The organism is Anaeromyxobacter oryzisoli (assembly GCF_022690765.1).
GTDB classification, from domain to species: Bacteria; Myxococcota; Myxococcia; order Myxococcales; family Anaeromyxobacteraceae; genus Anaeromyxobacter; species Anaeromyxobacter oryzisoli.
On sequence record NZ_JALCZA010000066.1, the window covers coordinates 1 to 25,769 of the forward strand.

The 25,769-nt window shown below is 74.2% G+C and carries 24 protein-coding genes and 1 pseudogene; 7 read left to right on the forward strand and 18 right to left on the reverse strand.

Going from position 1 to position 25,769, the window contains the following annotated elements; translation table 11 throughout:
- Positions 1 to 421 precede the first annotated feature (421 nt).
- The 3 genes from MNZ27_RS17590 to MNZ27_RS17600 are packed head-to-tail and all read right to left on the reverse strand — an operon-like array spanning position 422 to position 5,493.
- A complete protein-coding gene (locus MNZ27_RS17590; protein WP_242395407.1) occupies positions 422 to 862 on the reverse strand; it encodes a SixA phosphatase family protein in 441 nt (146 codons plus the stop codon).
- A 2-nt stretch (positions 863 to 864) separates the two neighbouring features.
- Positions 865 to 3,882 carry a malto-oligosyltrehalose synthase gene (gene treY / locus MNZ27_RS17595; RefSeq protein ID WP_242395408.1) on the reverse strand — a complete coding sequence of 1,006 codons (3,018 nt, stop codon included), beginning with the start codon at positions 3,880 to 3,882 and terminating at the stop codon, positions 865 to 867.
- Between the two features lie 51 nt (positions 3,883 to 3,933).
- Positions 3,934 to 5,493 (reverse strand): 4-alpha-glucanotransferase, encoded by a 1,560-nt coding sequence (locus MNZ27_RS17600; RefSeq protein WP_242395409.1) that lies wholly within the window; start codon positions 5,491 to 5,493, stop codon positions 3,934 to 3,936.
- Between the two features lie 116 nt (positions 5,494 to 5,609).
- Here MNZ27_RS17600 and gluQRS point away from each other — a divergent pair, with 116 nt between their 5' ends.
- Positions 5,610 to 6,590, forward strand: a complete 981-nt coding sequence (gene gluQRS, locus MNZ27_RS17605) for a tRNA glutamyl-Q(34) synthetase GluQRS (protein WP_242395410.1) — start codon at positions 5,610 to 5,612, stop codon at positions 6,588 to 6,590.
- A gap of 34 nt (positions 6,591 to 6,624) precedes the next feature.
- On the opposite strand, the gene MNZ27_RS17610 is transcribed toward gluQRS, so the two are convergent.
- Complete coding sequence (locus MNZ27_RS17610; protein ID WP_242395411.1) at positions 6,625 to 7,266, reverse strand: HDIG domain-containing metalloprotein; 642 nt, start codon at positions 7,264 to 7,266, stop codon at positions 6,625 to 6,627.
- 60 nt (positions 7,267 to 7,326) lie between these two features.
- Between MNZ27_RS17610 and MNZ27_RS17615 the strand changes: the two genes are divergently transcribed.
- A complete protein-coding gene (locus MNZ27_RS17615; protein ID WP_242395412.1) occupies positions 7,327 to 7,737 on the forward strand; it encodes an OsmC family protein in 411 nt (136 codons plus the stop codon).
- Positions 7,738 to 7,805: 68 nt separating this feature from the next.
- On the opposite strand, the gene MNZ27_RS17620 is transcribed toward MNZ27_RS17615, so the two are convergent.
- A complete protein-coding gene (locus tag MNZ27_RS17620; RefSeq protein ID WP_242395413.1) occupies positions 7,806 to 8,849 on the reverse strand; it encodes a pyridoxal phosphate-dependent aminotransferase in 1,044 nt (347 codons plus the stop codon).
- A 183-nt stretch (positions 8,850 to 9,032) separates the two neighbouring features.
- On the opposite strand from MNZ27_RS17620, the gene MNZ27_RS17625 reads away from it, so the two are divergent.
- Positions 9,033 to 9,335, forward strand: a complete 303-nt coding sequence (locus MNZ27_RS17625) for a hypothetical protein (RefSeq protein ID WP_242395414.1) — start codon at positions 9,033 to 9,035, stop codon at positions 9,333 to 9,335.
- A 307-nt stretch (positions 9,336 to 9,642) separates the two neighbouring features.
- Here MNZ27_RS17625 and MNZ27_RS17630 read toward each other — a convergent pair whose 3' ends face one another.
- Positions 9,643 to 9,909: a hypothetical protein gene (locus tag MNZ27_RS17630; RefSeq protein ID WP_242395415.1), complete on the reverse strand. Its 267-nt coding sequence runs from the start codon at positions 9,907 to 9,909 to the stop codon at positions 9,643 to 9,645.
- Between MNZ27_RS17630 and MNZ27_RS17635 the strand changes: the two genes are divergently transcribed.
- Positions 9,908 to 10,111 (forward strand): hypothetical protein, encoded by a 204-nt coding sequence (locus tag MNZ27_RS17635; RefSeq protein ID WP_242395416.1) that lies wholly within the window; start codon positions 9,908 to 9,910, stop codon positions 10,109 to 10,111. The two genes, MNZ27_RS17630 and MNZ27_RS17635, sit on opposite strands and share 2 nt — an antisense overlap.
- An 85-nt stretch (positions 10,112 to 10,196) precedes the next feature.
- On the opposite strand, the gene MNZ27_RS17640 is transcribed toward MNZ27_RS17635, so the two are convergent.
- The 3 genes from MNZ27_RS17640 to MNZ27_RS17650 form a co-directional block, all read right to left on the reverse strand.
- A complete protein-coding gene (locus MNZ27_RS17640) occupies positions 10,197 to 10,364 on the reverse strand; it encodes a hypothetical protein (protein ID WP_242395417.1) in 168 nt (55 codons plus the stop codon).
- 111 nt (positions 10,365 to 10,475) lie between these two features.
- On the reverse strand, positions 10,476 to 11,579 hold the full coding sequence (locus MNZ27_RS17645; protein ID WP_242395418.1) for an arginase family protein: 1,104 nt from the start codon (positions 11,577 to 11,579) through the stop codon (positions 10,476 to 10,478).
- 64 nt (positions 11,580 to 11,643) lie between these two features.
- Positions 11,644 to 12,162 carry an inorganic diphosphatase gene (locus MNZ27_RS17650; RefSeq protein ID WP_242395419.1) on the reverse strand — a complete coding sequence of 173 codons (519 nt, stop codon included), beginning with the start codon at positions 12,160 to 12,162 and terminating at the stop codon, positions 11,644 to 11,646.
- A gap of 428 nt (positions 12,163 to 12,590) precedes the next feature.
- Here MNZ27_RS17650 and MNZ27_RS17655 point away from each other — a divergent pair, with 428 nt between their 5' ends.
- The gene (locus MNZ27_RS17655; RefSeq protein ID WP_242395420.1) at positions 12,591 to 13,082 is read left to right on the forward strand and encodes a VOC family protein; all 492 of its coding nucleotides are present in this window, start codon (positions 12,591 to 12,593) and stop codon (positions 13,080 to 13,082) included.
- 31 nt (positions 13,083 to 13,113) lie between these two features.
- Here the strand turns inward: MNZ27_RS17655 and MNZ27_RS17660 are convergent, their stop codons facing one another.
- On the reverse strand, positions 13,114 to 13,683 hold the full coding sequence (locus MNZ27_RS17660) for a hypothetical protein (protein ID WP_242395421.1): 570 nt from the start codon (positions 13,681 to 13,683) through the stop codon (positions 13,114 to 13,116).
- Between the two features lie 2 nt (positions 13,684 to 13,685).
- Positions 13,686 to 15,875: an RHS repeat domain-containing protein gene (locus MNZ27_RS17665; protein WP_242395422.1), complete on the reverse strand. Its 2,190-nt coding sequence runs from the start codon at positions 15,873 to 15,875 to the stop codon at positions 13,686 to 13,688.
- A 739-nt stretch (positions 15,876 to 16,614) separates the two neighbouring features.
- Here MNZ27_RS17665 and MNZ27_RS17670 point away from each other — a divergent pair.
- A complete protein-coding gene (locus MNZ27_RS17670; protein WP_242395423.1) occupies positions 16,615 to 16,923 on the forward strand; it encodes a putative signal transducing protein in 309 nt (102 codons plus the stop codon).
- A gap of 6 nt (positions 16,924 to 16,929) precedes the next feature.
- Here the strand turns inward: MNZ27_RS17670 and MNZ27_RS17675 are convergent, their stop codons facing one another.
- The 4 genes from MNZ27_RS17675 to queF form a co-directional block, all read right to left on the reverse strand.
- Positions 16,930 to 18,480, reverse strand: coding sequence for a leucyl aminopeptidase (locus tag MNZ27_RS17675; RefSeq protein WP_242395424.1), 1,551 nt, complete (start codon positions 18,478 to 18,480; stop codon positions 16,930 to 16,932).
- A gap of 91 nt (positions 18,481 to 18,571) precedes the next feature.
- Complete coding sequence (locus MNZ27_RS17680; RefSeq protein ID WP_242395425.1) at positions 18,572 to 20,485, reverse strand: serine/threonine-protein kinase; 1,914 nt, start codon at positions 20,483 to 20,485, stop codon at positions 18,572 to 18,574.
- A gap of 221 nt (positions 20,486 to 20,706) precedes the next feature.
- Positions 20,707 to 21,864, reverse strand: a complete 1,158-nt coding sequence (locus MNZ27_RS17685; RefSeq protein ID WP_242395426.1) for a glycosyltransferase family 4 protein — start codon at positions 21,862 to 21,864, stop codon at positions 20,707 to 20,709.
- 381 nt (positions 21,865 to 22,245) lie between these two features.
- The gene (queF, locus tag MNZ27_RS17690; RefSeq protein WP_242395427.1) at positions 22,246 to 22,614 is read right to left on the reverse strand and encodes a preQ(1) synthase; all 369 of its coding nucleotides are present in this window, start codon (positions 22,612 to 22,614) and stop codon (positions 22,246 to 22,248) included.
- Between the two features lie 189 nt (positions 22,615 to 22,803).
- Here queF and MNZ27_RS17695 point away from each other — a divergent pair, with 189 nt between their 5' ends.
- Positions 22,804 to 22,998, forward strand: coding sequence for a hypothetical protein (locus tag MNZ27_RS17695; RefSeq protein ID WP_242395428.1), 195 nt, complete (start codon positions 22,804 to 22,806; stop codon positions 22,996 to 22,998).
- Positions 22,999 to 23,058: 60 nt separating this feature from the next.
- Here the strand turns inward: MNZ27_RS17695 and MNZ27_RS17700 are convergent, their stop codons facing one another.
- The 3 genes and pseudogenes from MNZ27_RS17700 to MNZ27_RS17710 form a co-directional block, all read right to left on the reverse strand.
- Complete coding sequence (locus tag MNZ27_RS17700; protein WP_242395429.1) at positions 23,059 to 23,394, reverse strand: hypothetical protein; 336 nt, start codon at positions 23,392 to 23,394, stop codon at positions 23,059 to 23,061.
- Positions 23,391 to 25,169: an OPT/YSL family transporter gene (locus MNZ27_RS17705; protein ID WP_242395430.1), complete on the reverse strand. Its 1,779-nt coding sequence runs from the start codon at positions 25,167 to 25,169 to the stop codon at positions 23,391 to 23,393. Before MNZ27_RS17705 ends, MNZ27_RS17700 begins: the two co-directional genes overlap by 4 nt.
- Positions 25,170 to 25,248: 79 nt before the next feature.
- Positions 25,249 to 25,769 (reverse strand): annotated as a pseudogene (locus MNZ27_RS17710) (hypothetical protein); the annotation flags it as partial.

The following is a 25,769-nucleotide window of genomic DNA, read 5'->3' on the forward strand; positions in this document are numbered from 1 at the left end:
GTGCGCGACTGGAAGCTCACGTTCCGGGACAACGGTGAAGCGTCGCTGTGGGCGGAAGCAGTCGTCTCTCAGCCCTGATCCTGCGCCACGCGCGCTCGCGTCAACACGGGGAGCGGCGAGGACTTACAAATGACGCATACGACGAGGACCGCCCGCGCAGCTGCGCCATTCTGCCGTGCTTCGAGCGGGCGCACGAACCCGACGACCAGCCGCGCAAGCCGTGCCCGCGGTTCATTACCGCCGGCCGTGTCATCGGCGCGCAGCGGACGAGCCGCCCGGCTTTGCGCCAACAAGGTACGGGTGATCTCCAGCCGGCGCGGACCTCCCCGACGACGAGCGCGGACGCGCCGAGGTCGAGCCAGGCGAGCGGGCGGTTCGCGACGCGGTTCGCGTCACCCGGTTCGAGGTGCCCGCCCCGCCGTCACGGCGCCTCGATCCAGGCGAGGCGCACCTCGCGCCCGTCCACGTCGAGCGCGGCGATCGCCCCGGGCTTCACCTCGACGTCACGCCCGGCCGCGCGCGCGATCGCCTCGGCGAGCTCCGGGTTGTGGCCGACCAGGGCCGTACCGTCGGCGGCCTCCTGCGCCAGGGCGAGGATGGCCCTCCCGTCGGACCGGCCCGAGGCGAGCTCGTCCGTGGCCTCGACCGTCGCGCCGGTCCGGGCGGCGAGGACCTCCGCCGTCTCCCGCGCCCGCGCGAGGGGGCTCGTCAGGATGCGGGCGACGCGGAGCCGCGGCGCGAGCGCCTTCACGTGCGCCTCGAAGCGCGCCCGCCCCTCCGGCGTGAGCCGGCGGAGCGAGTCGTCGGTCCGCTTCGGCTCGGCCTTCGCGTGGCGGACCAGGTAGACGCGGGTGGGGATCATGTTCACTCCGAGGCGAGGAGGGCGACGGGGAAGTCTGCGAAGAGGTCGGCGAGGGCGGGCGCCTCGGCGCCGTGCACGGCGCCGGTCACGAGGTCCCGGAACCGGCGCGGCAGCCCCGCCGGCAGCGGGAGCGTCCCCTGCCAGGCGATCCGGCCGCCGCCCATCTCGAGGAGGCGGAGGACGAGGCGGGGCACCGCGCAGAGCACCGCGCGATCGCCGCGCACCCGCGCGAACGCGAGCACGTGCGCGGCGTGCGGCCCCTGGGCGGAGAGGGGGTGGTACCCGGCCGCGAGGAAGAAGCCGGGCCGCTCGCGGCGGAAGGAGAGGGCGGCGTGGAGGAGGAGGAGCTTCGCCCGGCCGTCGGCGAGGGCGTCCGGCGCCGAGAGCCGGCGCGCGAGCTCCCGCGCCGCGTCGGCGCCCTTCGCGCGCTCGGCGCGGAGCTCCGCGAGGACGCGGCGGCGGAGGTCGAAGTCCACCGGGCGGCGGTTGTCGGGGTCCACGAGGGACAGGTCCCAGAGCTCGGTCCCCTGGTAGACGTCCGGCAAGCCCGGCGCCGCGCACTTCACCGCGACCTGGGCCAGCGAGGAGATCCGGCCGGCGCGGGCGACCCGCCCGGCGAGGCTCGAGAGCTCGTCGAGGAACGGCGGCGAGGCGAGGATCCGCTCGACGAACCGGCGCACCCCCTGCTCGTACTCGGCGTCGGGGTGGGTCCAGCTGGTGTGGACCTTCGCCTCCCGGAGCGCCTTCGCCATGTACGCCTGGATCCGCTCGGCGTAGCCCGCCAGCGCCGGCGCGCCGGCGGCGAGCCCCCCGTCGGGCCAGGTCCCGAGCAGCGTCTGGTAGAGGAGCCACTCGTCGCGCCGGTCCGGCGCGGAGCGCCCCTCGAGGCGGGTGACGTGCGGCCGGTTGAGGCGCGCGAACCGGGCCCACGCCGCGCGGGTGTCGCCGGGGATCTCGGAGAGCGCGTCGATGCGCACCCGGACGTCCTCGCTCCGCTTCGTGTCGTGCGTCGAGGTCGCCGACAGCGAGCCGGGGAACCGGGCCTGCCGGTCGGCGAGGAGGGCGTGCAGCGCCTCCGGCGGCGTCCCGAACCGATCCGGCTCGCCCCCGACCTCGTTGAGCGAGACGAGCCGGACGTACGTGTAGAACGCGGTGTCCTCCACCGCCTTCGCCGTCACCGGCCCGGTGACCTGCTGGAGCTTCAGCGCGAACTCCACCCACTCGCGGCGGTTCGCGTCGGAGAGGCCGTCCGGGTACCGCTGCAGGATCACGTCGCGGAGAAAGTCGTAGATGGACGGATCGACGACCGGGCTCCGGCGCCGGGCCCGCGCGATGGTCGCCTCCACCGTGCGGCGGTCGCGATCCTCCACCTCGCCGGAGGGGCTCACGTAGGTCCGGTACACGGGGAAGAGCGAGACGTACTCCACGAGCGTCCGGGTGAGCTCGCGCTGGGTGAAGTCCCGGGTGCGCCGGTCGGTCTCGCTGATCCGGGCGAGCCGGTGGGCGAGCATGTTGATCTCGCTCGCCATCGAGGACTCCATCACCAGCCGCTTCTTCGCGATGGCGACCTCGCGGAAGTCCTCGCGGGTGCCCGCGATCCGGCCGTAGAGCCGGTCGAAGGCGCGCTCGGCGCCGGGGTCCACGAACGCGCCGTTCAGCGCGGCGAGGAACTCGTAGCCGGTGCTGCCGTCCATGTCCCAGCCCGCCGGCATCCGCTCGTCCGCGACGAGCACCTTCTCGGCCACCACCTCGAGCGGCCGCCGCGGGAGGTGCTCGGCGTCGAGCTCCCCCACGAGCCGCTCGAGCAGGAGCGCCTCGGTGGCGGCGTCGAGCGCCTCGCCCCGCGCCTGGACGAGGAGGCGCGCGCGCTCGACCAGGTGGGCCGCCTGGAGCCGGCGGAAGTACTGGCTGGGCGCGTGGAGGCCGTCGGGGTGATCGATCCGGAGCCCGCTCGCCCGCCCGTCGCGGACGAGCCCGAGCACGAGCCGGTGCGCGTCGGCGAAGACGCGGGGGTCCTCCATCCGGATCGCCGCGAGCCCGTTCACGTCGAAGAACCGCCGGTAGTTGATCTCCTCTCCGGCGACGCGCCAGAAGGCGAGCCGGTACGCCTGTCCGTCGAGGAGCCGCTCGAGCAGATCGAAGCTCCGCGGCTCGCCGGGGGTCCCGTTGAAGATCCGGACGTTCTCGTCCACGAAGTCGCGGATCCGCGGGCGGGCCTCGCAGAGCGCGGCGAGGCGGCGCTTCGCGACCTCCTTCTCGCGCGCCCGCTCCGCCACCGCCTCGGGCGCGGTCTCCGTCCGCGGCGCGAGCTTCTCGAGGGCCGTCGCGATCGACTCGATCTCCTGGACGCCCGGGTCGGTCGGCCCGAGCTCCTCCCGGAGCGCGTCGAGCCGGTGGCGGAGGAGCAGCGGGGTCGAGCGCGGGGAGAGCGGGAAGACGTGGTCGAAGTAGCGGACGAAGAGGGCCCCGCCCTCGCGGACGAGCCGGAGCTCGCCGCGCTCGAGCACGCGCCCGAACTGATCGCCGAGGACGGGGACGAGGACCTTGTTGCGCAGCTCCGCCTTGAGGGGCGCCCAGTCCACGTCGAACGCCGGCGCGTGCACGGACGACGGCCCGTTCTCGAGGACGTCCATCCACCACGGGTTGTCGGGGCCGATGCCCATGTGGTTGGGGACGAAGTCGAGGAGGATCCCCATCCCGTTCGCGGCGGCCGCCGCCGCGAGCCGGGCGAAGCCCTCCGCGCCGCCGAGCTCGGGGTTGAGCCGGCCGTGGTCCACCACGTCGTAGCCGTGCATCGACCCGGGCGCGGCGGCGAGCACCGGCGAGAGGTAGAGGCCGGAGACCCCGAGGTCGGCGAGGTAGGGCACGATCGCGGCGGCGTCGTCGAAGCCGAACCCGCGGTGGAGCTGGAGCCGGTAGGTGGAGGCCGGGCGGCGCGTCAGGCCCTCGCCCCGCGCCAGGGCGCCGGCGAGCTCGGCCACGAGCGCCTCGACCTGCGCGATGTTCACCGACGCCGCCACGCGCTCCTCCCACGCACCCCGGCGGCGGCCGACCCCCGGCGGGCCGCGCCGCTACCCGCTCGCCCTCCCGGACCGGACCGCGAGGTCCCGCAGCCGTCTCCGCGCCGCGCGATCGGCCGCGAGCCCGGTGAGCTCCACCGGGATGCGGTACGTCCAGTTCTCGTCGTTCACCGTGCCCGGCACGTTCACCCGCTCGCGGAAGCCGAACGCGTCCTGGAACGGCAGCAGGAGCAGGTCCGAGCCGGAGCCGTAGACCATCTCGAGGAGCGCGTCGCGCACGCCCTCGTCGAAGCGCTCCGGCGCGCGGGCGCGGAGGCCGGCGAGCGCGGGCACGTCGAGGAGCTGCCGCCGCTCGTCGGGCGGCAGCGCCTCGTACCAGTCGGCGACCGACTCGGTGTCGTGGGTGCCGGTCGTCGCGACCGAGGTGGCGGGCCAGCGCGCCGGGTCCCGGAACGGCTGCCCCGGCGCGTTCCACTCCTTCTCCCAGCGCTGCACGCGGTAGCCCGCGATCCCGAGCCGCGCGAGGGACGCCCGCACGAAGTCCGGCACGACGCCAAGGTCCTCGGCGATGACGCGGGCGCCCTCGCCGAGGATCCGGAGCACCGTCTCGCCGTTGCGCGTCTGGGCGGGCTCCGTGTCGGGGACGAACGCCGGGCTGCTCCCGTCGTTCGGGAAGAAGTAGGTCCGGTACAGCCCGACCACGTGGTCCACGCGGTACAGATCGTAGAGGTCGGCCATGCGACGCGCGCGGGCGTGCAGCCAGCGGTGCCCCTCGCGCTCCATCGCGTCCCAGCGGTAGACCGGCAGCCCCCAGTCCTGGCCGGTGGCGCTGAACGCGTCGGGCGGGACGCCGACCCGCGCGTCGAGCCGGAAGTCGCCGCGCCGGGACCAGACGTCGGCCGAGTCGATCGAGACCATGAACGGCAGATCGCCGCCGAGCTGGACGCCCGCCGCGTTGGCGGCGCGCCGGGCCGCGTGCCACTGCTCCTCGCCCTGCCACTGGAGCCAGCGCTGGAAGAGGATCTCGCGGGAGCGCCGCGCCCGCGCCTCGCCGAGCGCGTCGCCGTCGCGCCCGGCGAGCGGCGCCGGCCACTCCATCCAGGGGCGGCCGCCCTGCTCGGCGTCGTGGAGCGCCACGAAGAGCGCGTGGGCGTCGAGCCAGTCCGCCTCGGCGCGCGCGAACGCCTCGAGGGCGCGCGCCCGGGCGGTCCTGCGGCTCCACTCCTCGCGCACGAACCGGTCGAACGCGAGCGCGAAGGCGCGGGCCTTGAGCGCCCTGACCTCGCCCCACCGCACGCGCGGCGAGGCGCGGAGCGCGTCGAGCCGCCGCCGCTCGGCGTCGTCGAGCGCGCCCTCGCCCCCGGCCGCCTCGAAGTCCTCGAGCGCCGAGGGGGCCAGGTACACCGGATCGAGGGCGAAGGCGCTGAGCGCGCCGTAGGGGCTCGTCTCCCCGCGCGACGTCTCGTTCACGGGCAGGAGCTGGATCACGGAGAACCCCGCGTCGCGGCACCAGCGCGCGAACGGGACGAGGTCGGGGATCTCGCCGACTCCCCAGTCCGAGGCGGTGCGCAGGGAGAACAGCGGGAGGAGGACGCCTGCCTGGCGGGACATGATGCTCACCGTGTCGGGGTTCCGGCGCGCCTACAAGTTTTCGGCTTGTGACGCGACCGGGCACCGGGATATCAGACGAGCGCCCATCCGGCACGTCCTTCCGGGGCCCCCACTCCGTGAGCCTTTACCGCGGCCGCTTCGCGCCCTCACCCACCGGTCCGCTGCACCTCGGCAACGCGCGGACCGCGCTCCTCTCCTGGCTCGCCGCGCGGGCGGCGGGCGGCGCGTACGTGATGCGGGTCGAGGATCTCGACGGCCCGCGCGTCCGGCCCGGGCTCGAGGCGCGGATCCTCGAGGAGCTGCGCTGGCTCGGGCTCGACTGGGACGAGGGGCCGGACGTGGGCGGCCCCGCCGGGCCCTACCGGCAGTCGGAGCGGCGCCCCCGCCACGCCGCCGCCCTGGAGGCGCTGCGCGCGGCCGGGCTCGCGTACCCGTGCTTCTGCTCGCGCGCGGAGGTCGCCGCCGCGTCGCAGGCGCCGCACGGTCCCTCCGACGAGGGGCCGCGCTATCCGGGGACGTGCCGCGATCTCTCCGCGGCCGAGGTGGCGCGCCGGGCCGCCACGCGCCGGCCGGCGTGGCGGTTCCGGGTGCCGCCGGGGCCGGTGGTCTTCGAGGACGCCGTGCACGGTCGGTGCGTGCACGACGTGCTCGCCGAGACCGGGGACTTCGTCGTGACCCGCGCGGACGGGATCCCGGCCTACCAGCTCGCGGTGGTCGTGGACGACGCCGCGATGGGCATCACCGAGGTGGTGCGCGGCGACGACCTGCTCCCGTCCACCGCGCGGCAGCTCCTCCTCTACCGCGCGCTCGGCCTCACCCCGCCGCGGTTCGCCCACGTACCGCTCGTCACCGGCGAGGACGGCGCGCGGCTCGCGAAGCGCCACGGCGCGCTCTCGCTCGGGGAGCTGCGCGCGCGGGGAGCCGACGCCGCCGCGGTGACCGGCCTGCTCGCCGCGCTGTCCGGGCTCGCCCCCGCCGGCGCGCGGGTCGCGCCGCGCGACCTCGTGGCGGGCTTCGCGCTCCGGAAGGTCGCGCCCAGGCCCGTGGTCCTCGCGACCGCGGAGGTGCAGCGGCTCGTCGCGCCGAGGAGCTCCTAGAGGGTTCGAGGCCGACCCGGTCGGGCGCTCATGATCAGTCCGACGCCGGCTCCGGCGGGACCGGCGGCACCGGGTCGTCGGGCAGGTCCGGCGGCGCGACGCCGCCCACGCCGAGCGCGTCGGCGACGGGAACCTGCGCCGCGATGACGAGCGCGACGAGCTCCCCGAGCGGCATGCCGACCAGCTCGGCGCCGCGGCGGATCTCGCCGCGGTCCACGGAGCGGGCGAAGGCCTTGTCCTTCATCTTCTTCAGCACGGACGCCGCCGGGAGATCGCGCACGCTCCTCGAGGGGCGCACCAGCGCGCACGCGCCGACGAAGCCGGACAGCTCGTCCGCCGCGACGATGGCCCGCTCCATGGGCGCCTCGGGCGCGATGCCGGTGTAGCTCGCGTGCGCCCCGACGGCGCGGACGATGCGCTCCGGCCAGCCGCGCTGGCGCAGGATCTCCATCCCGCGCCAGACGTGATCGTCGAGGCTGGGGAAGCGCTCGTAGTCGAAGTCGTGGATCAGCCCCACGACCCCCCACGCCTCCAGCTCGGCCGGCTCGGTCACGCCGGCGCGGCGGGCCAGCGCGCGCATGGAGGCCTCGACCGAGAGCGCGTGCCGGCGGAGCGGCTGCGTGCTGGTGAACTCGCACAGGAGCGCCCAGGCGCGGGCGCGGGTCGGCTCGAGCATGCGCCGACGATAGACCCGCCGCATGTCGTATGCTCGGATCTCTTTCGAGCGGAGGTGGACATGCCAGGCGTCCCGATGGCGATCGAGCTGCGCGGGCTCGGCTGCACCCTCACCCACGGGCCCTCCGGCGCCCGGATCGAGACGCAGCCCCCCGCCGACAACGGCGGGACGGGCGCCTGCTTCTCGCCGACCGACCTCGTCGGCGCGGCCCTCGCCTCCTGCGCCCTCACCACCATGGCCCTCGTCGCGCGCCGCGAGGGGCTCGCGTTCGGCGACGCGCGCGCCTCGGTGGAGAAGCGGATGACCGCGGCGCCGCGCCGGATCGGCGAGCTCGCAGTCGTCATCGACATGCCGCGCGAGGTCCGCCCCGAGCAGCGCGCGCGCCTCGAGGAGATCGCGCGCGGCTGCCCGGTCATGCGCAGCCTGCACCCGGACGTCCAGGTGCCGATCACGTTCCGGTACGCCGGCTGACGCCGCTGCCGTGGCGTCGAGGCATACGCCGCCGTCGCCGCGCAGGCAGGCAGCGCGCGCCGCGGTGGTTACGGAGCGTCCGCCGCCGCCGCGAGCAGGAGGTCGTTCTCCTCCCGCGTGCCGATGGTGATCCGGATGCAGCCCTCGAGGCCGGCGTAGTGGTCCTGCCGGCGCACCACCAGCCCGCGGGAGAGGAGGTGTTCGAAGGCGGCCTTCGCGTCCGGCGTCCGGACGAGGAGGTAGTTCGCGGCGCTCGGGTAGGCCTTCCACCGCGGGTGCTTCGCGAGCGCCGCGGCGACCCGGGCGCGCTCGGCGCGGATCCGGGCGACGAGCGCGTCCTTGTAGCCCGGCGACTCGAGCACCGTCTGGAGGATCGCCGTGGTGTGCGCGGGGATGCAGAAGGGCGGGACGCAGGCGCGGATCACCGTGGCGACCTCCGGCGAGGCGAGCATGTAGCCCGCGCGGATGCCGCCGAGCGCCCACGCCTTCGAGAAGGTCCGGAGCACGGCGACGTTCCCGTTCGCCCGCGCGAGGGCTCGCGCGTCGCTCCCCGCGAACGCGTGGTAGGCCTCGTCCACGACGAGGAGCCAGCCGCGCGCCTTCGCCCGCGCGGCGAGCTCGGCGACGTCGCCCTGCTCGAACAGCTTCCCGGTGGGGGCGTGCGGGTTCGGGAGGAAGAGGACCCCGCCCGCGCCGTCCATCGCCGCGAGCAGCTCCGCCTTCGGCAGCGCGAACCCCTCCCCGAGGGGGATCCCCCGCCACGGCGTGCCGGCCGCCGCCGCGCTCCCCTTGTAGTAGGTGAAGGAGGGGACGGTGTCGACCACGGCCCGCGCCGCGCTCGCGAGGGCGAGGACGAGCATGTTCGAGCCCGGGGTGAGGACCACCCCCGCCTCGGGCCACTCCTCGTGGCGCGCCACCGCGGCGCGCACGTCCTCGGCGTGCAGCTCCGGGTAGCGGTTCCAGGGCAGGCGCGCGAGCCGCTCAAGGGCCCGGGCCTTGAGCTCGGGGGGGAGGTCTTCCGGGCTCTCGTTCTGATCCAGCTTCACCCGCGCCTCGTTCTTCGAGTACGGGTAATCGGCGACGTTCGACAGGTGTGGCTTGAAGGCGTTCACGCGCGAAAAGGTAGCACGAACGCCGCACCGCCGCGTCGGCCGGGCCCGGCGGCCCGTCCGGAATTCCCGACGCCGATCCTCGCAAGCCCGCGAGCTCCCGGCGCGGCCGCGTGGCAGGGGCGATGCAGCTCGAGAAGGCGGGTGGCCGGATGGACGGCCCCGAGTCGAAGGAAGGAGACGGTCATGACGAACAAGGTCCCCGCTCTCATCGGTGCCGGAATCGGCCTCGCCCTGTTCCTCGCCGTGGCCATGCTCCCGTCGCTCCTCTACGGCGGCTACGCGGGCGTCCTCCTGGCGAGCGGCATCTTCGGGGCGCCGGTCGGCGCGACCCTCGCGGTCCGCGCGCTCATCGTGTTCGGGATGGTGCTCGGGGTCGTCGCGGTCGCGTCCCTGTTCGCGGTCGCCGGCGCGGCGGCCGGCGCGGCGGTGGGCGCCCTCCTCCGGGTGACCACGCCGGCGAAGAAGGCCGCGCGCGAGAAGGCGTAGCGGCGGCGAATCGCGGAAGCGTCCCGTCCGCCATCCGAGAGCCCCGGGCCCGCGAGGATCCCGGGGCTCGTCTTCACGGTGGCCGGGCGGATGGCCGCGGCGCTCCTTCTCTCGATCGGCGTGGCGCCTTCGCTCTCCGCCCGTCCCGCCGCTCGCCTCCCCCGTCTCCCGGGCCGCGCTGCGCGTCGTGCCGGTGCTGTTCGTGGGCCGCTGACGGCTGTCGCGGAGGCGCGGACGTCGGTCCGCTCGCGCGGAGGAAAGCGCGCGCTCGGCCCCGTCGAGGGCGCGCCGCTCCCCGGGGGCGATCTCATGCTTCGCGCTGATCCAGTCGAGCCCGCCGACCCGCGGGCAGGAGCGCGCCGATGACCGCCATGCCGATGTCGATGCCGATGATGTCCGGCGCCCCCGCGCCGATGCCCATGTCCATGATGGCGCCGATGCCGATGGGGATGATGGGCGGCATGCCGATGCCCATGCAGATGATGCCGATGGCCATGCCGATGGGCTCGATGATGCCCGGCATGATGCCGGGGATGGGCATGGGGATGCCGGGCGGCATGATGATGATGCCCATGCCGCTCATGTGCCGGATGACGATGGAGCTGACGAACGAGGGGATGACCTGCAACATCACGCCGATGGACGCCGCCAGCCTGGGCGCGCTGAAGGAGCGGTGTCAGGCGATGATGGGGATGATGGCGATGGGCATGCCCGCGATGATGGCGTGCGGTGGGATGCCGATGATGATGATGTCGAGCGGGGAGGCGAGCCACTAGGCTCGTCGCGTGTCCCGGGCCCGGGGCGCCGCGCTCGGCCGGGGGCGGTCGCGCGCCGCGCCGTCGTCCAGCGACCGGACGCTCGTCAGGCGACGGGCCACACGGGAACCCACCAGACGAGGACCGGGACGACCCGGGGCGCCGACGCAGGCCCTGGCATCGCGGGGCGGGTCGGGGCCGGAGCGGAGGCGCGCGCGCGGCGCGCCTGCCGGTAGCTCTCGAGATCGACGACGACCGCCGCGGATGCGCTCATGGAGACAGCCTCCACCGGGCAATATCCGTTAAAGCAGAAACGGTGTCAAGTCGTCCGTCGGGACGGATAGAGGGCCGCGCGCAGGTGATTTTCAGGTTCCTGCTCCCGCCCTCACCCGAGCGCGGCCTCGATCGTCTCCGACAGATAGCGCGCCGCGAGGGCGACCGTGCGCTCGCCCCCGCCCGCGCTCCGGGCGAGGTGCGGCGCGACCTCCATCACGTCGCCGCCGGCGAGCCCGACCTCGCGCCCGAGCCGCGCCACGAGCGCGGAGACGAACCCGGGCGCGAGCCCGCCTGGCTCCGGGGTGCCGGTCGCGTCGGCGAACGCCGCGTCGGTGCCGTCGATGTCGTTCGTGAAGTAGACCTCGGAGACGCCCGCCCCCTTCACCTGGGCGAGGATGGCGTCGAGCGCCGCGGCCGGATCGCGCGCCACCTCGGCGGCCCAGAGCTGGCGCACGCCCAGCGTGGACTCCCAGTGCGATCGGTCGCGGGCCGACGCGCGCGTCCCGACCTGCACGAGCCGGCCGCCGCGCCCCACGAGCTCGTTCGCGTGGTACGCCCAGGTGCCGAAGCAGTAGCGGACGCCGAGCCGCTCCGCGAGCAGGTCGGTGTGGGCGTCCACCTGCACGATCCCGAGCCCCGGCCGGACGGCGGCGAGCGCCTTCACCACCGGCCACGCCGTGGAGTGATCGCCGCCGATCGCGAAGACCTTCGCGCGCGGGTTCTCGGCGAGCACGAGCGCGAGCGCGCGCTCCGCGATCGAGAGGGGCGAGACCGGCAGCGCCGCGGCCTCCGCCGCCGGGAGGTCCGGGTAGAGCGCGGCCCGCGTCGCCGCGAGCTGCGCCGCGGAGAGCATCTCGTCGTGGAGGAGCTGCGGGACCACGAACACGTCGCCGAGGTCCACCAGCCCCGCGCCCCGCCTCCGCGCGAGCCCGGCGGGCTCGTCCTCGAGGAGGCGGGCGCGGATGGCGGCGGGGCCGAGGCTCGCGCCGCGCTCGAGCCCCGCGCCCACGTCGGAGGGGATGCCGAGGAGGACCCCGCGCGCGTCGAGGGCGGCGGCGAGGTCCGCGCGCCAGCGGGCCTGCACCTCGGCGTCGCTCGAGGCGCCGTAGAGCCGCCGCTGGAGCGCGAGCTGCTCGGCCCTCCCGGTGGAGACGAGATAGATGCCGCCGCCCGCCGGGCGGAGGAGGTGTGCGAGGGTGTCGACCGGGGTCACGCTCTCGAAGCGTAGCCCGGCGACCGGGCGGGCGCAGCGGGGCCGCAGGGCGATCCGTGCCGGCTCATCTTCGCGAGCCGTCGACCAGCAGGTCGGCCTCGTCCGGCCCGCCCCAGCCGAGGAGCTGCGGGTTCTTCGGCTCGAAGAAGATCGCCGAGAGGAAGAACTGCGCGATCTCGTCGCGCACCCGCGCCGGGAGGTCCTGGGGGCGCTTCACGTCGTCTCCGCGCGGGTGCTTCACCGGGACGGCCAGGATGCGGTCGTTCCGCACCCGCCCGTTCGACTTCGAGTCCTGCTCGAGCCGGACCACGCCGATGAGACGGCAGGGGATCACCACGCCCGGGAAGGTCGGCACGTCCCAGTAGACCAGCGCGTCCACCGGATCGGTGTCCGGCGCGCGGGTCCCCGGGACGAAGCCCCAGTCGTACGGATAGGAGAGGCCCAGCGGCAGCGGTCGCGAGACCGTCATCGTGCCGAGCGCCGTGTCGTACTTGATCTTCACCAGCGCGCCGCGCGGCGACTCGATGACCACGCGGACGTTTCCCTGCTCATCGCGCGCGGGCAGGCGGGCGAGGTCCACCATTTCGTATGCATGCGTCGCGGCCCCACGGATGGCAAAGCGATCCGGGGGGAAACCCGCAAGGGGAGCGGCGGCACGTCTTTCACCGCGCGGCGTTCGCTGGCGCTCGACGAAGGCTCGTCGGATCGCTCGGCGCCCCGGCCCCCGTCCGTCCCGTGTGCCACACCGCGAGTCGGTGCACGCTGCGGACGCTGGATCGTCCTTCAACCTGCCTCGCCGCTGCGGGCGAGGCCCTGGCGTCCGCGCGGCTGCGGGCCCGGCGCTTGCGCCGTCCCCCTGTCGAGCTCTCTCTCCGGCCGTGCGCTCGAACCTCCAAGGCATGCTCGGTCGGGGTGTTGCGGCGTCCGATGGTGCGCTCGGCTCGAGCGCCGTTTACAGAGCTCGAACCATCCATGTCGGCTTGCTCGGACCGTGGATCCACGAGGCCCTCCATGCCCGCGATCAGACCCTCGAAGATCGTCCCGCACCTGTGGTTCGCCGAGAAGGCCGCCGAGGCGGCCAGCTTCTACGCCTCGCTGTTCCCCGACTCGCGCGTGGACAACGTGACCCCCATCGCCGCCGACACCCCGAGCGGCCCCGCCGGCTCGGTCCAGGTCGTCGAGTTCACCCTCGCCGGTCAGCGATTCCTGGCGATCGGCGCCGGGCCCCTCGACCCGTTCAACCACGCCATCTCGTTCGTCGTGAGCTGCGACGACCAGGCCGAGGTCGACCGTCTGTGGGACGCCCTTTCGGCAGGCGGCGCCGCCGAGCAGTGCGGCTGGGTCAAGGATCGCTACGGCGTGTACTGGCAGATCGTGCCGACCGCGCTTGGCGAGATGATGAAGGACGCCGACCGCGTGCGCGCCCGGCGGGTGATGGAGGCGATGCTCCGGATGAAGAAGCTCGACATCGCCGGCCTGCGGCGCGCGTACGCCGGGGCGTGAGCCGCGCGGACGCCTTCGGCCGCCACGATGGCTATCCTTTCCGCTTGGCCTGCCCGGGCTTGGCGCGCACCATCGGCGACGAACCTCCACCCGCTGCCCACTGGTTCGCCTCGGCGTAGGCTGTGCCCAACTCAGGCTCGTTCTTCCACTTCTTGAACGCTGACTTGATGTCCTTGCGCTCGAACAGATGCTCGAGCGTGCCATCGACAACGGCGCGGCGCACTTCAGCATCACCATTCGTGTACAGCCCGCCCAGCCAGTCCACCACGGCTTCTCGCTTGGCGGGGGGGGGCTTATCACCGAACCAGTAGCGGGCCACCCAACCAGCCAGGTCCCACGCTGCTTCGTAGCGCGAGTGGGCCCACCGTCCACCGTCATCGTTGCGTATGCGCCGCTCGAAGTACGTCCGCGCGAGGCCGTCGAGCATGGCAACATCCAGGGACGGCGCCCATGGAAAGCTCGGACGGTTCGTCACGAGCGCGAACGCAGCGCCCTGGATCTCGGCGTCCGAGTCCGCAAACCATGCCCGGAGCGATTCCAGCGGCACGGCTGCCGGGTTCGGGTCAGTAGCAAGGGCATGAATCTCGCTAATGGTCGCCATGGCTATATGAAAACGAAGATGCCGAGCGCGAAGAGCAGCAACAGGGCCGGTGCCATCGCGGGCGGCGGGCCGATGGGCTGGCGATTTCGCGGATAACCCGGGACCGGATACGGAGTCGGGTCCTGGCGAGGGAACGGCGAGGGCACAGGCAACCAGACTGGGCTGCCTCCGCCGCACCGCGACTCGTATTCAGCCTGGCACTTCGCATAGCCCTTCCACAAGTCGTCTATCTCAAGAATGTGGCGGTTTCCGCCGTTGGGCTTGCAGTTGTTCTGGTCCCATCCAGTGTGCGAATCAATCATGCGCTTGAATTGGTCCATCTTGGCTACCAATATCCTGCAACTGTCAAGCGGCGTGCACTTGAGCGTAACGTTGTCTGGTGGATGGTAGGGCCCGCCGGGACGGGACCCGCTCAAACCCTCTGGGTCGATGCTGTTCAATGGACTCTGATTCGCGTACCCGTACCAATCCGGCCCAAACTCACCGTTGAACCCACCTGCCATCGCGATGGGGTCCAGTTCCAGATACCTCCCCACCCCCGGCAGATACCACCTGTTCCAGTTGTAGTACGGCCCCTGGAGGCCGAGCCCGGCGTGCAAGAACACCCGCTCGTCGTACTGGCCGGGGAGGCGGAGGTTCGTCACGACGGTCAGGCCGGAGAGGGGGTCGGGGACGGTCTTCTCGCCGACCTCGCCGTACGGGCGCTGGTAGGTGCTCCACACGAGTTGCCCGGCCTGGTTGGTGAGCGCCCGCGGGGTGCCGAGGTGGTCGGAGTGCACGTAGTAGACGTACGGACCGCTGGTGTCGTACTCGATCTGCGCGAGCGGCCGGCCGTCGAGCCAGACGTAGTCGCGCACCCTGGCCCACGGCGTGGCAGGGTCGCCGGTGGGGGCGAGCTCGCTGAGCAGGTTCCCGCTCGCGTCGGTGACGAAGTACGTCCACCCTCCGGCGTCGCTGCGGGCGACGCGGCGGTTTCGAGAGTCGTACCGGTACTGGGCGATAGGGCTCGTGACGTCTAGGTCGGTGACGCACGCGGGGGCGCCGCTCGAGAGGGCGCTGCTGGTGTAGCCGACCTGGGCGAGGCGTCCCAGGGCGTCATGGCGGAGGCAAAGGGCGAGGGCGATGCTGGTGCCGGTGCCGTCGTACTGGCCGACGGCCGAGACGTTGCCCTGATAGTCGTAGCCGAAGGAGTAGGCTGGGAGGCCAGCGGCGTCTGGAGTCCACTGGGCCGAGAGGAGGTCGGTGCCGTCGAGATAGGTGAAGCCCGCGGCGAGCTCGCCGATGGTCTCGGCCGGGCACCGGTTGGTGCCGTCGGTCACCGAGTCGTTCCAGGCGACCAGGCGGTCGAGCAGGTCGTAGGAGAAGTTGCGGTTCACGCCGTGGAGGCAGCCGGAGGGATCCTCGGAGCCGTCGGTCACGGAGGCGACGTCGCCGGCGGGCGTGGGGGTGTACGTGAAGGAGAGCGGGCCGCTCATCAGCGAGCGCGGCTCGTGACGACGGTTGAACGTCTGGGAGAGCGTGCGGCCGTTGCCGAAGGTGAGCGACGCGAGCGGTCCACCCGGGACGTGGGTGACGCCGGAAGCGAACGGCTTCCCGTCGGCGGCGTTCGTGATGCTCGAGACCTCTCCGGTGGCGGGATCGCGCACGAGCGAGACCACCAGGCCCGAGGGGTAGCCGAGCCGAACCAGCGCCCCGTCGGCGTCGTAGCCGTACTCGGTCACCAGGGGCGTCGCGATCCCGCTCTCGGCGACCGACTCCATCGCGAGCCGCCCGGCCCAGTCGTAGGTGAAGGTCACGATCCTGTCGGGCTCGGTGATGGAGGTGAGCTGGCCGGGGAAGGACCCCTCGTCGTAGAAGTACTGGTAGCTCACGGTGGAGCCGTCCGCCACGTTGGCGGCGGACAGCGCGAGGAGGCGATCGAGGCCGTCGTAGGCGTAGCTCACCGTGACCGTGGAGTCGCCCCGCTGCACGGCGTTCCCGCGCGCGTCGTAGCGGAACCAGCGCGCGCCTCCCAGGGCCAGGGTCGGCGAGGTGAGCCGCTCGATTCGGCCGAAGTCGTCGTACGAATAGGAGGTCGAACGGTTGCTGCCATCCGTCACTGCGGCCAGGTTGTCGCTGCTGACGCCGTACAGGTACGTCGCGACGTCGAGCGACGCGGGCGAGCCCTGCGCGTCCACTCCGGACCGTTGCACGGCGCGGACGCGGCTCAGGCCATCGGGGACGAAGGTCGTGGTCCTGCCTTCCTCATCCACGGCCCGGACGAGGAAGCCCGAGGAGTCGGCGTGGCGTTCGGCCTCGATGTTCCCGTTGTCGTTCCCCTCGGTGCAGTCGTCGGTGCGTCCACAGGACTGTGGACCGCCGTTTCCGCGAGAGCTGGCCCGGAGCACGTCGATCGATCGCGAGGAGACATGGGCTCCTTTCAGTCGGGCGCGCGCCAAATACGCAACGTCAAAAGTACCCACGGTCAAGTGGAGCACGCGGTCGTCCTCGCGCGCAAGCGCAATCGCGTCGCGCGGCCGACGTGGTTCCATCGTTACCGCGCGCGCCTCGCGATCACGCGCGACCGCGGGGCAAGAGAAGGCGCGCGCGGCGTGTCCTTGCGTGCGACGAAACGTGCCTGTTGCCAGGGCCTCCCCGGTGGCGGCCGTGACGCATGCATCACGGCGCAAGGCCCGAGGCTCGCGCCGCCGGGGCGGTCAAATTGATCGTTATCTCGAGGAAATCCGACGCCGGGCACCCGCGCGCTCGGCATGCGTTGCGAATCCGATCTCCCATGGAGTCCCATAAGGGGCGGGTGAACGGCGCCCAAATCAGCCGGCGGTTGCGCGAGATCGGACCGAGATCCCATCGGGGGCGGCGCACTGCCGCGCCGGCGCGAGGTGCCATGATGCGAGAGCGCCCGCGCGTCGCAGGGCGGGCGAGGAGGCGGCCATGGCCGAGGACCTGGATCTCGTTCCGGTCGCGACGTTCGGCACGCTGTCGGAGGCGGAGTTCGCGCGGGGCCTCCTGGACGCGGAGGGGATCGAGGCGGTGCTGAAGGACGAGCCGCTCGCGTCGCTGCTGCCGGCGGTCGCGGCCGCGAACGCCGGGCTCGTGCTGCTCGTCGCCCCGGACGAGCTCGCGCGGGCGCGTCAGGTCCTCGCGACGCCGGATCGGACCGGGCCGGCGGAGGGAGAGGCGGAGGGCGAGGCGCCCGCGCCGGTCACGCCGCCGGCCGCGCCGACCGAGGGGCCGGCATAGCGCGACTCACGCATCGTACCGTCGGACGAGCTCGACGAGGGTCCGGATCCCGAACCCGGTCCCGCCCTTCGGGACGTAGCCGCGCTCCTTCCTGGCGTGCGACGGGCCGGCGATGTCGAGGTGGGCCCAGGGCACGTCCTTCACGAAGGCGTGCAGGAAGTGGGCGGCGGTGATCGCCCCGCCGAAGCGCTCGCCGGTGTTCTTGAGGTCGGCGCGGTCGCTCTTGAGCTGCTCCTCGAGCGCCTCGGTCATCGGCATCCGCCAGACGTCCTCGCCCGCGGCGCGCGCCGCCGCGAGGACCTGGTCCACGAGCGGCCCCTCCGGCCCGAACAGGCCGGCGGTGGTCAGCCCGAGGCCGACCATGCAGGCGCCGGTGAGGGTGGCGACGTCCACGATCGCCGCGGGGGCGAGCGTCTCGGCGGCCCACGCCAGCACGTCGCCGAGCACGAGCCGGCCCTCCGCGTCGGTGTTGACGATCTCGACGGTCTTGCCCGCGTACGAGACGAGCACGTCGGAGGGCTTGTAGGCGCGCCCGCCGGGCATGTTCTCGCAGGCGCCGAGCACCGCGTGCACGGGGAACGGCGGCTCGAGCGCGGCGACGACCCGCATCGCGCCGAGCACCGCGGCGCTCCCCGCCATGTCGGTGTTCATCGTCACCATGCTGTCGGTGGGCTTGAGCGAGAGGCCGCCCGAGTCGAAGGTGAGCGCCTTGCCGACCAGCACCAGCGGGCGCTTGCGCGCGGCGGCGCCGCGCGGGATCCAGCTCACCCGCACCAGCCGCGGCGGCTCCGCCGAGCCCCGGGCCACCCCGAGGAACATCCCCATCTTCAGGGCCTGGAGCTCCTTCGGCCCGCGCACCTCGACGTGGAGCCCCGCCTGCTTCGCGAGGGCGGCGGCGGTCTCGGCGAGGAGCGTCGGGGTGCAGTCCGCCGGGCCGAGGTTCACGAGGTCGCGGGCCCAGGTCACCGCCCCGGCGATCTCCTGCGCCAGGGCGAGCGCGTCCTTCACCGCGCGGGTGCGCTCGGCCCCGGCGGGCACGCCGACGATCAGCGCCGCGAGGGCGGGCGGGCGGTCGTCGGTCTTGTAGCGGCGGAACGCGTACGCGCCGAGGAGCGCGCCCTCGGCGCTCGCGCGGGCGGCGAGCGCGGCGTCGCCGCCGCCGAGCTCCGGGATCGCCACCGCGAGCGCCTTCGCGCCGAGCTTCACCGCGGCGCGCCCCGCCTGGCCGGCGGCGGCGCGGAGCGGCTCGTATCCGCTCGCGGCGAGCGCTTCGGATGCCTTCGCGCGGGCGCCGAGGCCGAGGAGCAGCACGCGCCCGGCGGGGACCTTCCCGTTGGCGTCGAGCCGCAGCTCCTGCCCGGCCTTCCCCTCGAACCGCTCCGCCTTCGCCGCGGCGCGGACCGCACCGTCCAGGAGCGCGTCGAGCGCCCTCACCTGGCCGGCGCCGCCGCCGCGGAGCTCGTCCTCGAACACCGGCAGCGCGAGGAGGTCCGCCTCGATCTCGAGCGCCGGCGCGCCCGACGCCCGGACCGCGATCCCGTTGGTGCCCTTCGCCATGACGCGTCCTCCATCGGATACGGCGCGGATACGGCGCGCGCCGCCCGGCGCGCGTGGAAGACGCCCGTCCTAGCACGAAACCGCGCCGCGGCTATTGTTTCGGCCGCGCCCCGGGCGGGCGCGTGGCGGGCACCCGCAGCGCCTCGATGCGCTGGACCGCCTCCTCCGCGTCGATCGCGCCGCAGGCGCGCTCGCGGGTGGGGATGCCGAAGAGCCCCCGCCGCGTCGTCATGGCCGCCGCGGCCTCGCGCAGCCGGGGCAGCGCGGCCGGATCGCCGATCTCCGCGAGCCGGCGGGCGGCCGCCCGCCGGAGCTCGCACTCCGTGTCGGCGAGGAGCGAGCCGTAGAGCTTCGTCCGGTCCACGCGCTCCTCGGCCCCGAGATCGCGCAGCAGCGTGAGGGCCCGGAGGCGGCCCTCCCCGCTGCCGTCCTCCGCGGCCGCGACGGCCGGCGAGACCGCGCGTGCGCCGGCGTCGCGGAGCAGCCGGGCGGCGCGGTCGGCGAGCCGCTGGTCCCGCGCGAGGTCCGTGGCGATCTCCGCGAGCGCGGCGTCGTCGAGCGGCGCGATGTGCTGCGCGGTCTCGTACGCGTCGAGCGCGACGAGGCCGGCGCCGGCGCGGTGGAGCGCCCGGGCGCGGAGGAGGAGCAGCTCGGCGTCCCCGGGGCGGCGGCGGAGCGCCGCGTCCGCGGCGGCGCGCGCCTCGACCGGGCGGTCCGCGGCGAGGAGCGCCCGGACGCGATCGGCGGTTCGGCCGCGGTTCCAGGCCGCGACCGCGCCGGCGGCCAGGGCGACGGCGAGGACCGCCGCGACGAGGGCGGCAGGGCGGGGGTGCGCCCGGGCCGAGGTGACGACGCGCCGGATCACGGCCTCGCACCCGGCGCGAACCCGGGCGAGGGCGAGCGCGATGCCGGTCACGGTCCCCTCGACGGCCTCCAGCGTCCCCGACGGGACGGGTGGGGCGGCCGCGGAGGCGCCGCCCGGGGTCGCGGCGACGGGGGTCCCGAAGACGCCGCGCGCGGCGAAGCGGGAGAGGTCGAGCGGGGGCGGGCGCACGGCGGAGCGGACGGGCGCGGGCGAGAGCGCCGGCGGCGGCGCCGGCGTCGCGCCCGGCGGCACCACGAACGCGGGGCCCAGCGCGGCGGCGAGGTCGTCCCGGAGCGCGGCGGCGCTCGGGTGCCGTTGCGCCGGGTCCTTCGCGCACGCCCGCGCGACCGTCGCGACGAGCGCGGGCCAGGCGGCGAGGTCCGGCCGCGGCTCGGTGAGCGGGGGGACCGGCTTGGTCGCCTGCATCATGAGGAGCCCGCGCGCGTCCTCGGCCTTGAAGGGGTGGTGGCCCGCGAGCATGCGCCAGGCGATGAGACCCACCGTGTACAGATCGGCGCGCGCGTCCACCGCGCCGCCCGTCGCCTGCTCCGGCGAGAGGTACTCGGGCGTGCCCACCACCATCCCGGCCTGGGTGGCCATCCCGCTCGGCGGGTCGGCGATCTTGCAGATGCCGAAGTCGAGGATCTTCGTGACCTCGCGCCCCGAGGCGGTGCGGGCGAGGAAGACGTTCTCGGGCTTCAGGTCCCGGTGCACGACCCCGAGGGCGTGGGCGGCCTCGAGGCCGGCGCAGACCTGCCACAGGATCTGGACCGTCTCCTCCGGCGGGAGGAACCCCTCGCGCCGGAGCCGATCGAAGAGGCTCTCGCCGGCGAGCAGCTCCATCACGAGGAACAGGTGCCCGTCGGCGCTGCGGCCGAAGTCGGTGACGTGGACGATGTTCTCGTGCTCGAGCGCGCTCGCGATCTCCGCCTCGCGCCGGAACCGCTCGACGATGTCCGGCGAGGAGGAGAGGTCGCTGCGGAGCACCTTCACCGCCACGTCCTTGCGGAGGTGGACGTGTCGCGCGCGGAACACCGCCCCCATCCCGCCGGTGGCGAGATGGGACACGAGCTCGTAGCGATCGTCGAGCGTGATCCCGACGAGGCGCTCGGGCTCGAACGCGGGTGAGGTTCCAGACACTGCGCCGATTCTACCCGCCTCCCGCCCGGCCGAACGCCCCCGGATCACCCGACGCGCACCCGCTCCCACCTGGTGGCAGCAAGGGCGCTCCGCGAGGTGCATCTGCTCCGGCGTGTCCGCGCGGGTCCCCCTGGAGCTCGCTGCCTCGCGACCGCCCGCGTCGCGCCGATGGAACGGGAGTGAAAAACTTCACGCTCAGCGTGAGGCGACCGGCGTGGCCGTCACGCCGCGGCCCCGCGCGAGGCGCCGCGGAGGAGCGCGCGCTCGAGTCGCGCCGCGACGCGGGCCCAGCGGAACCGGCCGGCGACGCGCGCGCGTCCGCGGACGCCCATCGCCCGGGCGCGGAGCGGGTCGTCGAGGATCCGCTCGAGCGCGCAGGCGAGCGCCACCGCGTCGGCGGGCGGCGTGAGGAGCCCCGTCTCGCCGTCCAGCACGATCTCGGGGATCGCCTCGATCCGCGTCCCGACGCAGGGCACCGCGCACGCCATCGCGTCGAGGAAGGCGATCCCGAACGGCTCGCGCAGCGTCGGGAGCGCGAACACCGTCGCCTGCGCCATGAGCCCCACGACCTCCTCGGGCGCGACCGGGCCGAGGTGGAACGCCCCCTCCGGCAGCGGCAGCGGCGCGGGCGGGCCGGCGACGAGGAGGCGCGCCCGCGGGAAGGAGCGGCGGAGCCGGACGAACGCCTCGAGGAGGACCGGGCCGCCCTTCCGCGCGAAGTCCCTGCCGATGAAGAGCACCGTCCGTCCGTCGTCGCGCCGGGCCGGCTCCTCGGGGAAGACGTTCGCGCCCGCGCCGACGACGGCGATCCGGGACGGGTCCACCCCGTAGTCGTCCACGAGCGATCCGCGGACGTACTCGGAGAACGCCGCGACGAGGCGCGCGCCCCGGTACAAGGCGGTCTCGCGGGCGCGCCAGGCGGGGCCGTAGTCGGACGGCGGCTCGAGGCCGAGGCGCGGCCACGGCGGGCTCCGCACGGCGAGGGCGCGGGTGTGATCGAGGAGCAGCGCATACGGAAGGCGCGGCGTGAGGCCGGGCGAGAAGAGCGCCCCGTTCTGGAGGACCAGGTCGGGCGCGGGCCGGATGGAGGCGAGCAGCTCCCCGGCGCGCCGCGCGTGGCGATCCCACGCGTAAGGGGTGTTCCAGCGGTGGGCGAGGGCGAGGCGTCCGAAGCGGGCCGCCGCGAAGGCGAGGTGCAGCGCGACGGCGGGGGCCGGGCGGAGCCGGCGCGTCACCGGATCACGCGGCTCGAGCGATCCCGTCGCCGCCACGAGGAGGACGTCGTGCCCCCGCCGCGCGAGGGCGTCGGACATCGCGGCGGTCACCCCGCTCTGGGCCCCGTAGTGGACGTACGCGATCGAGAGTCGCTCCCCCCGCATGCAGACCTCCGCGCTCAAGGTGCGGACCAGGCGGGTGAAGGGGAAGCCGGAAAGGGGCGTCCAGCGGGCCGGACGGGGGGGGAGGGGGGCTTCGAGCGTGTGGAAAGGCGGCCTCGAGGAGGCCCTCGCCGATCCGATCGGCGACCCGCCAACCCGACCGAGAGTAGTTTCGGACTGTCGAAAAATTTCTTTCGATCGACTTCGAAGCTTGCTTTCAGGGGGCCGCGGACACCCACCGCTATCGAGGCAATCCGAATTCTCTCGGACAGGTGGCGCGCGAACTTCTCTCGGACAGGTCCGGTGCGGTGCCCCGGACGGGTGGCGCCTCGCTGAAGGGCACCGAAGCCGCGCCAGGGGTCCGCCCGCCGGCCGCTCGGTCCGTCAGACGTCCGCCGGCCGCTCGCCGTGGCGGACCGTGACGGCGGTGTGGATGCCCCCGCGCACGGCGAAATCGCCCACGACCTCGATCCACCGGGGTGCGATCGCCGCGACGAGATCGTCGCAGATCCGGTTGGTCACCGCCTCGTGGAAGGTGCCCTCGTCGCGGAAGCTCCACAGGTAGAGCTTCAGGCTCTTGAGCTCGACGCACCGCTCGGCGGGCACGTACCGGATCCGGATCGTCGCGAAGTCGGGCTGTCCGGTCATCGGGCAGACGCACGTGAATTCCGGGCAGTCCATCGCGATCACGAACGGGCGACCGGGCCTCGGGTTCGGGAACGTCTGCAGCTCGCGGGAGGGCTTCGTCGGCATGGCGCGGTGTGCGTCCTGGGCACAGGGGTCCATGTTCTGGACACCTGTCGTCGATTTTTACAGTTTCAGGCTGAATTCTCTACAGGATCCCGCCCGGGGCAGGCGCCCAAGCCCCTGTAACCCCGGCCATGGATCGAAGGCAAGCGGATTGCTAACAACACGCTCGTGACCGCCAATTCCGGAGGAAGCATGACGACCCGGTTCCACCGCAGAAGCGTGAAGAGGGCCTCCAGGCGCATCGTCATCTCGCTGGGCGATCTGATCTCTGCCGCCTACGAGGCCGTCCCGGGCATCGGGGACAAGAAGCTCGAGAGCGCGCTCACCCTGCTCACCCGCTCGCCGCTCGCCCGCCACCTGAGCCCGCACGTCGAGTTCGTGCGCTGAAGCACGGGCGCGAGGGCCGGCAGGGGCGCGGCGCGCGACGGCGGGATCCCGCGCCGCGCGTCACGACCGCTCAGCGCGAGCGGCGTCCCCTGAGGCGCCGCTGCAGCGCTCGCACCCTCTCGCGCCCCGGCTCGCCGCGCGCGCCGCGCCCGGTCGTGGGAGCGGCCTCCCGCAGAACGGGCAGCGCGCGATCGAGAGGGTCCAGACGAAGACCGCCGCGAGCAGACCCGCGCCGAAGAACCCCGCCGCCCCTCCCCAGGTCGCCCCCGCGACCTTCACGAGCGCAGCGGCGCCCGCGCCGCTCGCCACCACCCAGGGCAGCAGCTTCCGCGCCGCGAGCGCGCGGGAGCGCTCGCGCGTGAAGGGATCTCCGCCGTCCGTACCTGCACGCTTCATCGGAAGATCTCCCGCGCCGACCCGAGCGCGAGGAAGAGGAGCACCAGCGCCTCGCCGGTGATGAAGCCCGAGGCGAGGGGCGCGACGTAGGCCCCCTCGGTGCGAGGGGAGAGCCGCTTCCAGAGGTCCTGGGCGATCCCGCCGATCACCATCGGGACGATGGCGAACCCGGGGATGAGCATGCCGAGGCCGATGGCGGTCGGCGACGGGACGTGCCGGCCGAAGCGCGGGCTCGCCTCGAGGAGGGTGAGGACCACGCCGAGGACGAGGGCGAGGCCGAGCGCCCACAGCGCGCTCGGCGCGAGGGCGCCGAACCCCTCCCCGAGGAGCTCCGCGAACCCGGCCCACTTCACGCTGATCGGCGACGAGAGGCCGCCCTCGCCGCCGACGCCGTACTTCGCCCGGAGCGCGGGGTAGGCGAGCGCCACGGCGGCGGCGCCGATCGGGACGCCGAGGAGCTGCAGGTAGGTGAGGTGCCGGTTGGTCGAGCCGACGATCCGGCCCGCCCGGTAGTCCTGCATCAGGTGCTCGCCGTTCGCCGCCACGGAGCCGCTCATGCCCGAGCCGATCATGTTGATCGGCACGTGGCCCGGCGCGAGCACCGCGAACACCGCCTGCATCACGTTCGCCATGGCGCTGATGGGCGCCCAGTTGGTCTCGCCGAGCACCCGGATCCCGACGAGCATGAGGACGATCGAGAGGCCGATCGAGACGAGCGTGAGCCAGATCGGGAAGCCGAGCGAGACCTTCTGGACCACCGCGAGCACGATCGCGCAGCCGGCGGCGCCCCAGACCACCCAGCGCATCGGGAAGTCGCCCCCGTCCGACGCATCCTTCCCGGAGAGCCCCTGGAACGTCCGCGCGATCACCCTCCACCTGAGGGCGAGGGCCGCGAGGCCGCCGGACACCATGAGGCCGGTCGCCGGCCACATGATCCAGCGCTGCAGCACCGCGTTGAAGGTGAGCTCCGGCACGAGCCCCGCGCGGAGGAGCGGCTCCGGCGCGACGATCCAGGCGAGGATCAGGCCGATCGCCATCGAGAGCGTGATCCGCAGCCCGACGAGGAGCCCCGCGCCCAGCGAGAGGACGCCGAGCTCGCTCCCGACCCGGAGGGCCTGGGCGTGGGGCGTGAGGAAGGTGAAGGCGATCTCGTCGCGGAGCCAGGTCCAGCGCGGCATCCACGCAAAGTGCTGCCGGAGCAGCACGATGAGCGCCGAGAGCGCGCCCCCGATCCCGAGGGCGGCGACGCGCGGGCCGGCCTGCTGCGGCCCCTGGTCGAGGACGAGCAGCGTCTCGCCCGCCGCGGTGCCGTCCGCGAACGGGAGGTCCTCCTGGTCGATGTAGTGCTTGCGGAGCGGCACCGCGAGGAGGACGCCGAGGAGGCCGGACGGGGCGAGCCAGGCGAAGATCTGGAGCGGCGAGAGGTGCAGGTCGAGCAGGCCGCGCGCGTCCAGCATGTCGATGGCGGCGAGGACCACCGCCATGAAGCCGACGCCGGAGCCCGCGGCGGTGCCGGCGGTCTGGACCAGGTTGTTCTCCCAGCGCGTGGCGCGGACCCGGGTGACGAGGCCGACGAGCGAGATCGCGATGAAGCCGAGGAAGGCGGAGACCACCGACATGTTCGGCCCGTAGCCGATGCGGAGGACCACCGCGGGCTCGGCCGCGCCCATGAGCGCGGCGACGACCATCGCGACGAGCACCGCGCGCAGGGTCAGCTCGCGGTGCGGCGCGGGGGTCTGCAGCGGCGGGTGTTCCTGCGGCGAGGGCTCGCGCATGCGGCGGGGACTTTAACCCGGCGTGGGCGGAGCGCCCAGCGTCGTGGGCCACCGTCGCCTCGTCGAAGCGGCATCCCCGTCAGCGCGGGAGCCCGGAGGCCAGGCCCCTGCCCGCCGCGGCGGGTCCGCTCCCGCCCGGGCGCGCGACCGCCGGCGAGGCCTCGCGCGCGGGGACGTACACGTAGTACCGCCCGATCCGTCGCTCGAGCCGGTAGCCGCGCCGGATCTCGGAGACGAGGAGCGGGCCGAAGTTCCCGCCGTGGCCGTACCAAACGTCGGCGGCGGGCGAGGAGAGATCCTCGAAGAGCACCACCGCCGCCGGGCGGCGCGCGCGCAGCGCGTCGAGCAAGGGGCGCGCGAGGGCGGGGTCGCGCTCGGACGCGAGCCGCAGCATCCACGGATCCTCGATCACCGGCGAAGCCCCGGCGAGGAGCGGCACGAGCGGGTCCTCCGAGACGAGCGCGCCGGGCGCGCTCGCCGCGACGGCGCGGAGCTCGGCGAGCCGGGAGCCGGCCCGGTCCGCTCGCCAGGTCGCCGCCGCGACGAAGAGGGCGGCCAGGGCGGCCGCGGGCGCGGCGAGGCCGGCCGCGGCGCGGGCGC

Bases quoted from the DNA above. Each gene is read 5' to 3' on its own strand.
- MNZ27_RS17590 (WP_242395407.1), bottom strand. From the start codon at position 862: ATGATCCCCACCCGCGTCTACCTGGTCCGCCACGCGAAGGCCGAGCCG.
- MNZ27_RS17600 (WP_242395409.1), bottom strand. From the start codon at position 5,493: ATGTCCCGCCAGGCAGGCGTCCTCCTCCCGCTGTTCTCCCTGCGCACC.
- MNZ27_RS17610 (WP_242395411.1), bottom strand. From the start codon at position 7,266: ATGCTCGAGCCGACCCGCGCCCGCGCCTGGGCGCTCCTGTGCGAGTTC.
- MNZ27_RS17615 (WP_242395412.1), top strand. From the start codon at position 7,327: ATGCCAGGCGTCCCGATGGCGATCGAGCTGCGCGGGCTCGGCTGCACC.
- MNZ27_RS17625 (WP_242395414.1), top strand. From the start codon at position 9,033: ATGACGAACAAGGTCCCCGCTCTCATCGGTGCCGGAATCGGCCTCGCC.
- MNZ27_RS17635 (WP_242395416.1), top strand. From the start codon at position 9,908: ATGCCGCTCATGTGCCGGATGACGATGGAGCTGACGAACGAGGGGATG.
- MNZ27_RS17630 (WP_242395415.1), bottom strand. From the start codon at position 9,909: ATGGGCATCATCATCATGCCGCCCGGCATCCCCATGCCCATCCCCGGC.
- MNZ27_RS17640 (WP_242395417.1), bottom strand. From the start codon at position 10,364: ATGAGCGCATCCGCGGCGGTCGTCGTCGATCTCGAGAGCTACCGGCAG.
- MNZ27_RS17650 (WP_242395419.1), bottom strand. From the start codon at position 12,162: ATGGTGGACCTCGCCCGCCTGCCCGCGCGCGATGAGCAGGGAAACGTC.
- MNZ27_RS17655 (WP_242395420.1), top strand. From the start codon at position 12,591: ATGCCCGCGATCAGACCCTCGAAGATCGTCCCGCACCTGTGGTTCGCC.
- MNZ27_RS17660 (WP_242395421.1), bottom strand. From the start codon at position 13,683: ATGGCGACCATTAGCGAGATTCATGCCCTTGCTACTGACCCGAACCCG.
- MNZ27_RS17670 (WP_242395423.1), top strand. From the start codon at position 16,615: ATGGCCGAGGACCTGGATCTCGTTCCGGTCGCGACGTTCGGCACGCTG.
- MNZ27_RS17675 (WP_242395424.1), bottom strand. From the start codon at position 18,480: ATGGCGAAGGGCACCAACGGGATCGCGGTCCGGGCGTCGGGCGCGCCG.
- MNZ27_RS17685 (WP_242395426.1), bottom strand. From the start codon at position 21,864: ATGCGGGGGGAGCGACTCTCGATCGCGTACGTCCACTACGGGGCCCAG.
- queF (WP_242395427.1), bottom strand. From the start codon at position 22,614: ATGCCGACGAAGCCCTCCCGCGAGCTGCAGACGTTCCCGAACCCGAGG.
- MNZ27_RS17695 (WP_242395428.1), top strand. From the start codon at position 22,804: ATGACGACCCGGTTCCACCGCAGAAGCGTGAAGAGGGCCTCCAGGCGC.
- MNZ27_RS17700 (WP_242395429.1), bottom strand. From the start codon at position 23,394: ATGAAGCGTGCAGGTACGGACGGCGGAGATCCCTTCACGCGCGAGCGC.
- MNZ27_RS17705 (WP_242395430.1), bottom strand. From the start codon at position 25,169: ATGCGCGAGCCCTCGCCGCAGGAACACCCGCCGCTGCAGACCCCCGCG.